This window comes from Kitasatospora sp. NBC_00374 (assembly GCF_041434935.1).
In the GTDB taxonomy this organism is placed as follows: domain Bacteria; phylum Actinomycetota; class Actinomycetes; order Streptomycetales; family Streptomycetaceae; genus Kitasatospora.
Map to the genome: position 1 here is coordinate 5080597 of NZ_CP107964.1, position 10856 is coordinate 5091452.

General features: G+C 73.6%; 11 protein-coding genes. 6 read left to right on the top strand and 5 right to left on the bottom strand.

Annotated elements, in window-relative coordinates; translation table 11 throughout:
- Nucleotides 1-448 precede the first annotated feature (448 nt).
- On the top strand, nt 449-1129 hold the full coding sequence (locus tag OG871_RS22900; protein ID WP_371498851.1) for a transglycosylase SLT domain-containing protein: 681 nt from the start codon (nt 449-451) through the stop codon (nt 1127-1129).
- A 437-nt stretch (nt 1130-1566) separates the two neighbouring features.
- On the top strand, nt 1567-3021 hold the full coding sequence (locus OG871_RS22905) for an AI-2E family transporter (RefSeq protein WP_371498852.1): 1455 nt from the start codon (nt 1567-1569) through the stop codon (nt 3019-3021).
- Between the two features lie 96 nt (nt 3022-3117).
- Here the strand turns inward: OG871_RS22905 and OG871_RS22910 are convergent, their stop codons facing one another.
- Together OG871_RS22910 and OG871_RS22915 are read right to left on the bottom strand one after the other, a co-directional pair.
- Entirely contained in the window at nt 3118-3654 is a 537-nt protein-coding gene (locus OG871_RS22910) for an alkyl hydroperoxide reductase (protein ID WP_371498853.1), read from the bottom strand.
- A 2-nt stretch (nt 3655-3656) separates the two neighbouring features.
- Nucleotides 3657-4208 (bottom strand): peroxiredoxin, encoded by a 552-nt coding sequence (locus OG871_RS22915; protein ID WP_371498854.1) that lies wholly within the window; start codon nt 4206-4208, stop codon nt 3657-3659.
- Between the two features lie 204 nt (nt 4209-4412).
- On the opposite strand from OG871_RS22915, the gene OG871_RS22920 reads away from it, so the two are divergent.
- The 3 genes from OG871_RS22920 to OG871_RS22930 are packed head-to-tail and all read left to right on the top strand — an operon-like array spanning nt 4413 to nt 7187.
- A complete protein-coding gene (locus tag OG871_RS22920) occupies nt 4413-5357 on the top strand; it encodes a LysR substrate-binding domain-containing protein (protein ID WP_371503390.1) in 945 nt (314 codons plus the stop codon).
- Nucleotides 5358-5403: 46 nt separating this feature from the next.
- Nucleotides 5404-6453: an AAA family ATPase gene (locus tag OG871_RS22925; RefSeq protein WP_371498855.1), complete on the top strand. Its 1050-nt coding sequence runs from the start codon at nt 5404-5406 to the stop codon at nt 6451-6453.
- A complete protein-coding gene (locus tag OG871_RS22930) occupies nt 6450-7187 on the top strand; it encodes an HNH endonuclease (RefSeq protein ID WP_371498856.1) in 738 nt (245 codons plus the stop codon). Before OG871_RS22925 ends, OG871_RS22930 begins: the two co-directional genes overlap by 4 nt.
- Before the next feature lie 31 nt (nt 7188-7218).
- On the opposite strand, the gene OG871_RS22935 is transcribed toward OG871_RS22930, so the two are convergent.
- Nucleotides 7219-7773: a hypothetical protein gene (locus OG871_RS22935; protein WP_371498857.1), complete on the bottom strand. Its 555-nt coding sequence runs from the start codon at nt 7771-7773 to the stop codon at nt 7219-7221.
- 142 nt (nt 7774-7915) lie between these two features.
- Here OG871_RS22935 and OG871_RS22940 point away from each other — a divergent pair, with 142 nt between their 5' ends.
- Nucleotides 7916-8176: a hypothetical protein gene (locus tag OG871_RS22940; RefSeq protein ID WP_371498858.1), complete on the top strand. Its 261-nt coding sequence runs from the start codon at nt 7916-7918 to the stop codon at nt 8174-8176.
- 15 nt (nt 8177-8191) lie between these two features.
- On the opposite strand, the gene OG871_RS22945 is transcribed toward OG871_RS22940, so the two are convergent.
- Together OG871_RS22945 and OG871_RS22950 are read right to left on the bottom strand one after the other, a co-directional pair.
- On the bottom strand, nt 8192-9862 hold the full coding sequence (locus OG871_RS22945) for a SpoIIE family protein phosphatase (RefSeq protein ID WP_371498859.1): 1671 nt from the start codon (nt 9860-9862) through the stop codon (nt 8192-8194).
- A gap of 164 nt (nt 9863-10026) precedes the next feature.
- A complete protein-coding gene (locus OG871_RS22950; RefSeq protein WP_371503391.1) occupies nt 10027-10686 on the bottom strand; it encodes a class I SAM-dependent methyltransferase in 660 nt (219 codons plus the stop codon).
- Between the last annotated feature and the right edge of the window lie 170 nt (nt 10687-10856).

Below are 10856 nucleotides of genomic sequence, written 5' to 3' on the forward strand. Positions count from 1 at the left end.
CGGGTACGACGGATCGGGTGCCGACAGTCAGACAAATCGCCTGGACAAAATCAGACAATCCATCACGAAGGGGCCTGCCGCCGGGCGGCAGGCCCCCTGTCTGTCACCACATATGACGGGCCCTTGTCCATCGATCGGCCAAACTGGCCGCCCGCCAAGATTGTGAGATGCGCCACGCAACCGGGAATTGCGTAGACATGGCCGCGTGCGGCATGGTGAGGGTTCTGTCAGGCCCCGCGTACGACAAAACCTCGCTCGGCAACTCCGGTTGGCGGGCGGAAAACTGAACACCGATGAGTCGTACGCCGCCCGATCCGATCGTCGTTCCGAGTCTCTCGGGCCGGCGCCGGGCCAGTGCCTCCCGTGACCAGTGCAGGTGTGGAGGACAGTGCCAAGGGGCAGATTGCGCCCGCACGGTCACGCGTGGGCGACGCTGGAAGGAAACCATGTGACTCGGATCTCGGTCCGGGGAGTCGCTGTGGCCTCCGCCACCGCGGTCACCGCTGTCGGTGCCGTCGTGGGTGCGGCCTCGGGCAGCGAGGGCAAGACCGTCACGACGGTCGATGTCGCGAGCGCCACGCTGCTCGCCGACGTTCCCTCGGGTGACCAGGCGCAGATCGTCAGCGACAACTTCAGCCGCCAGGCGACCGCTCAGCAGGTGTCCGCCGACGCGGCGGCCAAGAAGGCCGCCGAGGAGGCCGCGCGCCAGAAGGCCGCTGCCGACGCACAGGCCAAGGCCGACGCCGAGAAGGCGGCCAAGGCCGCCGAGGCGAAGCGCAAGGCAGACGAGGAGGCCGCGAACCGCGACAAGGCTCGCACCACGCTGGCCGCCGTCAGCCCGGGCTCCGTCCAGGAGATGGCGCTCCAGATCGTCGGTGACGACGCCCAGTTCCAGTGCTTCAGCCAGATCGTGAAGCGCGAGAGCGGCTGGGACTACACCGCCACCAACGCCTCCTCCGGTGCTTACGGCCTGGTCCAGGCGCTGCCCGGGTCGAAGATGGCCTCGGCCGGTGCCGACTGGCGCACCAACCCCGCGACCCAGATCAAGTGGGGCCTGAAGTACATGAACGACCGCTACGGCAGCCCCTGTGGCGCCTGGTCCTTCTGGCAGTCGCACCACTGGTACTAGGAACCGCCCGTTCCCGGCACCACGAGCTCGGCATCGCGGAGCCCCCGACCGTCCCTGGTCGGGGGCTCCGCGCGTGCCGCGGGGTGTGCGGCGGCTCCTGTGGCCCTATGGCGGGCGGGCCGCGCCGCCCGGGCGGCGCTGACCAGTGCGCTCACGGGCGGTGCGGTCCTGGTGCGGACGCGGGGAGCCCGAGAGGGTCCTGGATCTCCGGCCCCGGCCGGTCCGCGGACAGTTGGTCCACTGGTATGGGTCTCCTCCCCACTCTCTCCGGTATGAAACCGGATGGTTCCTGCATGTTCGTCCCGTTTCGCCGGGGTGTAGGTGCGCCCTGGTTGCCGGGCCCGCCGGACCGGGGACCCCACCGCCGGGTAGCGTCGTCCCGGACGATCGTGGCGGACCCACGGCGCGGCGGGCGAGCGGGGAACAGAGGTACGGGGATGGCGCGGGACTCGAAGGCGTGGAAGGCGCTGGCCAAGGCCGGCGCGGTGACCGCCGGCGTACTGGCGGCGGTCGAACGCCGCCGCCGGGCCGCAGCCGCGGAGGCCGCCGCCGAGGCGGCCGTGGTCGCGGCGGCCGCGCTCGGCGAGCTGCGGGCGGCCGACCAGTTGCTCCACCCGCTGCCGGTGGCCGGGACGGTGGCCGAGGACGGGCGGGCGGACCACGTGGTGCTGGCGGCCGACCGGATCCCGGCGCCGCGACCGGCCGACGCCCGGTCGCGGATCTCGACCCTCCGCGAGTTCCCGCCGGGCCGGCCGGCCACCCCGGTCGAGGCCGTGCCCTGGGGGCTGCGCGTGGCGGCGGAGTCGACCTGGCGGCTGCTGCTGCTCGGGGTCGCGCTCTACGTGCTCTTCCGGGTGGTCGACATGCTGCGGCTGGTCGCCTTCGCGGTGCTGGCCGCGCTGCTGATCTCCGCGCTGCTGGAACCGACGGTCTCCTGGCTGCGCCGGCTCGGGGTGCCGCGGTCGCTGGCGGCGGCGGGCACCTTCCTGAGCGGTATCGCCGGCATCGGCCTGGTCGGCTGGTTCGTGGTCTGGCAGGTGAGCACCAACCTGGAGTCGGTCACCCGCAAGGTGCAGGCCGGTGTCAACCAGCTCCGCGACTGGCTGGTGGACGGCCCGCTGCATCTGACCCAGCAGCAGATCGAGGACTTCGCCAAGCAGATCTCCACCGCGATCGGCACCAACTCGGAGCAGATCACCTCGGCCGGCTTCACCGGCGTGACCATCGCCGTCGAGGTGCTGACCGGAGTGGTGCTGGCGGCCTTCACCACCTTCTTCCTGCTCTACGACGGCGCCCGGATCTGGGGCTGGGCGCTGCGCGGACTGCCCAGCCGGTCCCGGTACGCGATGGCGGGGGCCGGCCCGAAGGCCTGGGCCACGCTGACCGCGTACGTGCGCGGCACGGTCTTCGTGGCCTTCATCGACGCGCTCTGCATCGGCATCGGGATCCAGCTGCTCGGGGTGCCGCTGGCGCTCCCGCTGGCCGTGATCATCTTCCTGGGCGCCTTCGTGCCGCTGGTCGGCGCGCTGGTCACCGGGACGATCGCAGTGCTGATCGCGATGGTGACGGTGAACCCGTTCACCGCGCTGATGGTGCTGGTGGTGCTGGTCGCGGTGCAGCAGATCGAGGGGCACATCCTGCAGCCGCTGATCCTGGGCCGGGCAGTGCAGGTCCATCCGCTCGGCGTGGTGCTGGGGGTCGCGGCCGGCTCGATCGTCGGCGGGATCGCCGGGGCGATCGTGGCGGTGCCGCTGATCGCCGTCACCAACACGGTGGTCGGGCACCTGCGCCGGCGCAACGCGGCCGGCCTGGAGGTCTTCGTGGCGCTGGAGGCGGCCCGCGAGGCGGCCGAGGCCGAGGCGGAGGCCGGGGCGGAGACCACCACCGCCTGAGCCCGCCGACATCACGACGGACCGTGGGGCCCCGCCGACGGCGGGGCCCCACGGTCCGTCGTGATGTCGTGCGCCGGTGCGGCTCGTCGGTGTGGCTCAGAGAGCGGCCAGCACGGCCTCGGAGTCGAGGGTGGCGGCGACCGCCTGGAGCACGGCGGCGATCTTCATCGAGGCCTGGACGACCTCGCGCTCGACCCCGGCCTTGCGCAGTACCGCCTCGTGCGAGTCGAGGCACTGGCCGCAGCCGTTGATCGCGGAGACCGCGAAGCACCACAGCTCGAAGTCGGCCTTCTCGACGCCCGGGGTGCCGATGATGTTCATCCGCAGACCGGCCCGCATGCTGCTGTACTCCTTGTCGGAGAGCAGGTGCAGCGTCCGGTAGTAGACGTTGTTCATCCCCATGATCGCGGCGGCGCCCTTGGCGGCGGTGTACGCCTCCGGCTTGAGGTTCGCCTTGGCCTCGGGCTCCAGCTCGCGCAGCACGGACGGGGAGCGGGTGGCCATCGCACAGGCCAGCACGGTGCCCCAGAGCTGCTGGGCGGGGAGGTCGGAGTTGCCGATGACCGCGCTCAGGTTGAGCTTGAGGTCCTTGGCGTAGTCCGGGAGGGCGGCCTTCAGTTCGTCGAGAGCCATGGTCAGCCGGCCAGCAGGGCCTGGGCGTCGAGGGTGTCCTCGCCCTTGGTCCAGTTGCAGGGGCACAGCTCGTCGGTCTGCAGGGCGTCCAGCACCCGCAGGACCTCCTTGGGGTTACGGCCGACGGAGCCGGCGGTCACCATGACGAACTGGATCTCGTTGTTCGGGTCCACGATGAAGACGGCGCGCTGGGCGGTGCCGTCCTCGGCCTCGACGCCGCAGGCCTGCATCAGCTCGTGCTTGACGTCGGCCAGCATCGGGAAGGGGAGGTCGCGCAGGTCCTTGTGGTCCTTGCGCCAGGCGTGGTGGACGAACTCCGAGTCGCCGGAGACACCCAGGATCTGGGCGTCGCGGTCGGCGAACTCCTCGTTCAGCTTGCCGAACGCGGCGATCTCGGTGGGACAGACGAAGGTGAAGTCCATCGGCCAGAAGAACACCACGCGCCACTTGCCCTCGTAGGACTTGTGGTTGATGTCGGCGAAGGCGCTCGCGGGGTCGAGGTCGACGCAGGCCTTGAGGTCGAACTCCGGGAACTTGTCACCGATCGTGAGCACGTTCACTTCTCCTGGTGTGAGAAATCGAGGGATTTTGCCTGATCTGCCTATGATTCGACGGATTCAGGCACGATCCAGGGTTGCACAGCGGGCACTGATCAGGGAAATAGCTAGACTCGTTGCATCTGATCGGAGAGAGCTATCAGTACTCACCGCCCCGCCGCCCGCACGGACCGCTCGCGCAAACCCGACGCCGGTGTGTCCATCACCACAGCCCGCTCGCCCCGCACTCCCACCGTCGCCCAGCTGCGATCCTTCCTCGCGGTGGCCGAGCACCGGCACTTCCGGGAGGCCGCCGCGGCCATCGGTGCCAGCCAGCCGGCCCTCTCCGGGGCGGTGGCCGCGCTGGAGGAGGCGCTGGGGGCGCAGCTGGTGGAGCGGACGACACGCAGAGTCATCATCACCCCGCTGGGGGAGCGCGTCGCCGGCCACGCGCGCCGGGTGCTGTCCTCGCTGCAGTCCCTGACCGAGGAGGTCGAGGCGGCCCGCCGCCCGTTCACCGGCGTCCTGCACCTCGGGGTGATCCCGACCGTCGCGCCGTACCTGCTGCCCGCCGTGCTGCGGCTGGTCCGGGACAGCTACCCGGAGCTGGAACTGCACGTCCACGAGGAGCGCACCCCCTCGCTGCTGGAGGGCCTGGCCGCCGGCCGCCTCGACGTCCTGCTGCTGGCGCTGCCCGCCGGCGGCTCGGCGCAGACCCGGGACATCCCGCTCTTCGACGAGGACTTCGTCCTGGTCACCCCGCCCGGCCACGAGCTGGCCGGGCGCGTCGACGTCCCCCGGGACGTCCTGCTCGACCTCGACGTGCTGCTGCTGGAGGAGGGCCACTGCCTGCGCGACCAGGCCCTGGACATCTGCCGGGAGATCGGCGCCGAGCAGAGCGGCGGCAGCACCCGGGCCGCCGGCCTCTCCACCCTGGTCCAACTGGTCGCCGGCGGGCTCGGCGTGACCCTGCTTCCCGCCACCGCCCTCGACGTCGAGGCCGGCCGCGCCGACCGGCTCGCCTCGGTCCGCTTCGCCGCGCCCGCCCCCGGGCGCCGGATCGGCCTCGCCACCCGGGCCGGCTCGGCCCGCTCCGCGGACTACGACCGGTTCGCCGCCGAACTGCGACGGGTGCTGCGGGAGCTCCCGGTGCGCATCGTGGAGTGATCCACCGGGCATACCTCGATCGGTGGTTCAAGCCTGAGGGGGTGCCGTGGACGTCTCCCGGATCAAGGTGTCCGGCCTGAAGTGCTTCAGCGGTCCGCGCGAGGTCGACCTCGACCTCGCCCGGCCGGACGGCACGGCGGCCGGCTGGACGGTGCTGGCCGGGCCGAACGGCTCCGGCAAGACGACCCTGCTGCAGGCCGTCGCCCTGGCCCTCGGCGCACACCCCGCGGTGGCCGCGGACCGCTGGCTGACTGCGGGCTGCCCGGCCGGCTCGGTGGAGCTCAACGGCGGCGCGGCCTGGCGGGTCACCGCCGGAGAGCGGCCGAGAGCCGAGCGGACCGGCCCGCTGTCCGTCCGGCACCGCTACTTCGGCCCGACCCGGCGCCCGGCCGCCGCCGAGATCCGGGGCGCGGCCGCCGCCCTGGTGGAGGACGGCCTGCTCCCGGACGGCTGGCGGCTCGACCCCCGGCCGCACGCCGACGGCCCCTGGGCGGTCCGCGCCGGGGTCGCCCTGCCGCTGCCCGAACTCGGCGACGGGACGGCCGCGCTGGCCGCCCTGGTCGCGGAGCTGTCCGCGATCACCCGCCGCACCCGCCCCGAGTACCTGGACGACACCCCCACCCTGCCGGTCCGCGCCACCGTGCTGATCGACGACATCGAGGCCCACCTGCACCCGGCCTGGCAGCAGCGGGTCGGCAGCTGGCTCACCGCGCACTTCCCCAAGGTCCAGTTCATCGTCGCGACCCACAGCCCGTACGTCTGCCAGGCCTCCGACCCTGGCGCCCTGATCCGGCTGCCCGGACCCGAGGACGGGGCCGCCGGGCCCCGGCTCCTCGGCGAGGACCTGCACCAGCGGATCCTCTACGGCAGCGGCGACGACACCGCGCTCTCCGAACTCTTCGGCCTGGCCAGCGCCTACTCGCCGAACGCCGAGGCCGAACGCCGCCTGCTGGTCCGCCTGGAGCGCAAGCTCTACGCCGGCGACGCCTCCGCCGCCGAACTCGCCGAGTACCGCGAACTCGGCGCCAAGCTCAACAGCTCGCTGACCGCCCGGGCCGACGAGGCCACCGCCCGGCTGCTCGGCAGGGACCGGTGATCCCGCTGCAGCGGCCGCCACTGCGGCCGGCCCTGCTGGCCGAGCTCGGCCGCCGCACGGAGGCGATCCAGAACGCCGGGCCCAGCACCGCCGTCGGCCGGGCCGCCTGGCGCGGCGCCCGCCAGCCCAAGGCCCAGCTGCGGCTGCTGCTCCGGCAGATGGCACCCGGGCTGGAGCGATGTATGTACTGCGGAGACAACCTCGGCACCGACATCGACCACTTCGAACCGATCGCCCGGGCCCCGCTGCGGACCTTCGACTGGCAGAACCACCTGCTCGCCTGCGCCCACTGCAACAGCAACCAGAAGCGCGACCGCTTCCCCTGCGACCCGGTCACCGGCGCCCATCTGCTGGTCGACCCCTCGCGCGAGGACCCGGCCGAGCACCTGCTGCTCTATCTGGAGTCCGGGGCCTACGACCCGCTCACCCCCAAGGGCGAGGCGACCATCGACGTCTTCGCGCTCAACGCCCGGGCCGAACTGGTGCGCGGGCGGCGGATGATGTTCACCGTGGTGCAGGCGGTGCTCCTGGCCTGGCACCGCAGCCGGCTGTCCGGCGCCGAGACGGAGGCCGGCGAGTACCTGGACGCGCTCCGGCTGCTCCACCACGCGGACGTCCTGCGTGCCGTGCTCCGGCTGCGGCGCAGCCCCGCGCTGGCCGAGGCCGTCCTCGGGCCCGGGGTGCCCGTCGCGCTGGAGCATCTGGTGAAGGTGTCCCGGGAGTTCGGGACCTGACCCCTGACCCCTGGTCGGCGGCCGGTCGGGGTCAGCCGGCCGTCCCGGGGTCCCGGGCGGGCGGCGCCTCGGCCACCTCGACCGCCTCGGCCACCTCGACCGCCTCGACCGCCTCGGCCACCTCGACGACCTCCACCAGGTCGACGACGTCGACCACGGCCGGGTCGGCCACCACGGCGGCTGCGGCCGCTGCGGCCGGGAACGGCACCGTCCCGGCCGCGCGCAGCGTGTTGCGGGTCAGCAGCCAGGCGGCGCCCAGCCCGGCCGCCCCGGCCAGCAGGCACAGGTAGTCCGGGGCGCCCGCCCAGACCGCCGCCGCGGCCATCCCGACGCCGAGGCACAGATGGGCGAGGCTGACGATCAGGACGGCGAACGCCGCCGGGAGCAGCGGCCCGCTGGACCCGGCGGTGTGCACCTCGGCCTCGATGCTGAGCCCGCTGTGGAGCCCCAGGTGCACGGCCACCTTCGCCGCGTCGACGTCCGCCCGCTCGGAGGGCTCCTCCCCGTCGAGGCGTTCCACGAAAGGGTGGTGGGCGCACCGGGCGTCCGGCTCCTCGGGCCTGTCACCGTCGTCTGCTCGGCTCACGCTGACTCCAGCCTTCTGGCGCTCCACGGTTCACATCGACACGACGGGGTGGGACCATGGTGCCAGCGTCGGTTCGTGCCGGATCGGTATCTGCTCAATACCCTGCGGACGGCCGGATCGTGCACGGACCAGGGGAGGAAACGTGGACCCTCGACCGTCGGACACCGCGGAGCCGGTTCGGTCGGACGGGGTCGAACGCCGACTGACCGTCAACCTGACGCCCCGTGCGGCCAAGGCGCTGGACCAGGCCGCCGCGGCCACCGGCGACTCCCGGACCGACACCGTCAACCGGGCCCTGCAGGTGTACGCCTACCTGGAGCAGGTCAGCCGAGGCGGCGGCTCCCTCTACGTCCGGGAGGGCGGCGACGCCGGGGACGAACTGACCCTGGTCCGCTTCCTGTGAGCGGACGGGCGCCCGCTACGGCAGCCGCTGCTCGAACCAGACCACCTTGCCCGCCCCCAGCCGGGTCGCGCCCCAGCGGTCCGCGCACCGGGCCACGATCTGCAGGCCGCGCCCGCGCTCCTCGTCCGGGCCGGCCCGCCGCGGCCGTGGCAGCGCCGCGTTGTCGTCCCCGACCTCGCAGCGCAGCACCGAGGTGCGCACCAGCCGCAGGGTGACCGGCCGGGTGGCGTGCTGGATCGCGTTGGTCACCAGCTCACTGACCATCAACTCGGTGCTCTCCGACAGTCCCTCCAGCCCCCAGCGGCGCAGCGCGTGCGAGGCCAGCCGGCGGGCCCGGCTCGGCGTCTCGTGCCGCGGCTGCAGGAACCAGTACGCCACGTCCTCGGCCGGGATGCCGTCGAAGGCGGCGGCCAGCAGGGCGATGTCGTCGCCCCGGTCGCCCGGCGGCAGGATCCGCAGCGCCTCCTGGCACAGGTGCTCGGGGGAGTGCCGGTGCGCGGTGGCCATCCGGCTGCGCAGCAGTTCGAGGCCGGTGCTGAGCGGGCGTCGCCGGGACTCCACCAGACCGTCGGTGAACAGCAGCAGGGCCGAGCCGGGCGGGGCCGGCAGCTCCACCGAGGAGAAGTCCACCCCGCCGACCCCGATCGGTGCGCCGGACGGCAGGTCCAGCAGCTCGCTGCGGCCGTCCGGCTGGACCAGCACCGGTGGCACGTGACCGGCGTTGGCCAGCACCACGCGGTTGGCGATCGGGTCGTAGACCGCGTACACGCAGGTGGCCAGATGCTGCTCCTGGCCGAGGCGCTGCGCCTGCTCGTCGAGGTGGTACAGCACCTCGTGCGGCGGCAGGTCGAGGCCGGCCAGGGTCTGCGCGCTGGTCCGCAACTGGCCCATGATGGCCGCGGAGGTGAGCGAGTGGCCCATCACGTCGCCGACGATCAGCGCCACCCGGTTGCCGGGCAGCGGGATCGAGTCGTACCAGTCGCCGCCGACCTGGGCGCCGCTCTCGCCGGGCAGGTAGCGGTGGGCGAGGCGGACCCCGTGCGGCTGCGGCAGGTGGGTGGGCAGCATCGAGCGCTGCAGCTCGTCGGCGATCTCCCACTCCCGGGAGTAGCGCAGCGCGGTGTCCACCGCCAGCCCCGCCTGGGTGGCCAGATGGCTCGCCGTCGCGGTGTCCGCCGGGTCGAAGCGGGCGGGCCGGCCCTGCTCCGGGCGGCGGATCAGCAGCAGCATGCCCAGGACGGCCTTGCGGCCCAGCAGCGGCAGGGCCAGCAGCGCCGTTCCGGGCCGCAGCCGCCCGAGGGTGCGGTTGCCCAGCAGCTCGGCCAGCATCGGGAGGTGCCGCAGGGCGGCGGGGGTGCCCAGGACCAGGGGGACGGGCGGACCCGGCCGGGTCAGTGCGGGCGCCAGCGGGCCGTCCGGCCGGACCGGCCGCGGCCCGCCGCCGCGGCCGAGCCGGGTGCCCTGGGCGTGGTGGATCAGCAGACCGGCGGGCACCCCGGGGTCGCGCTCGACGTCGGGCAGCGGGTCGCGCAGCAGCACCACCGCCGCGTCGGCCAGCGCGGGCACCAGCACCCGGCCGAGGTCGCGCAGGGTGGCCGGCAGGTCCAGCGAGCTGTTGATCCGCCGGGCGGCGTCGTCCAGGTAGCCGAGCCGCTCGGCGAGCCGCTCGGTCGTCTGGTCGGTCACCTGGTCGGCCGGCCGCTCGGAGGCCCGGAGGCCGTCGGCCGGCGCCGGTGGCCGTCCGGGTGGCGGTGGATGACGCTGGACGGGGACGGCCGACGGCTGCGCCGCCCCGGGTGTCAGATGGTTGCGCACGGGCCGCCCGTTCTGGAGGTGTGGAGCAGGACTGGTCAGCTGACGCGCCGGCAGCGCAGGAACAGCTGCTCCTCGGGGGGCAGCGTGGTGCTGGCCGGTGCGTACGGATGGCCGGAACCCGACTCCACCGAGAAGCCGGCCCCGGCCAGCGTGCGCGCCAGGTCCTCCCGCAGATAACCGCTGATCTTCAGCTCGTGCCCGAGGAAGGGGAGCGGCGCGTTGTCCAGGTCCGCCTCGACCATGCCCAGGGCCAGCAGGCCGCCGGGGCGCAGCAGATCGCGGATCCGGCCGAGCACCACGGGTATCTCGTCCTGCGGCAGCAGGATCAGTGAGAAGAAGGCGGTGGCGGCGGCGAAACTGCCCTGGCCGGCGGGGCCGAGCTCCGGCGCGCCCCAGGCCCGGGCGGCCCGCGGGGTGGCCAGATCGTACATGTCGATCCGGTGGAACCCGGCCTCCGGGACGGCCCGGCGGGCCAGCCCCAGCATGCCGTCGGAGAGGTCGACGCCGGTCACGGCCAGGCCGCCGTCGACGAGTTGGCGCAGGGTCGGCTCGCCGGAGCCGCACCCGATGTCCAGCACCCGCGCGCCGGGTCCGAGTTCCCGCAGCAGCCACTCACCGCAGGCGAGCTGTCCGGACTTGGCGGGGAAGGCCTCGCTGTACCGGGGCCCTATGGCGTCGAAGGCCAGGGCCTGCAGCGCGCGGTCGGCCCGGCGCCGGCAGAGCTGTGCGTGGGCCCTGGCCCGGGTGTTCGCGGAGGCCTGGCCGTGGCCCTGGGCGGGGTCGGATATCTGTCCGGTCGTCACGATTCGCAAGGCACCTTTCCACCCTGGCCGCCGACCGGCCGACTGCCCTGCCCGCGGCGGCC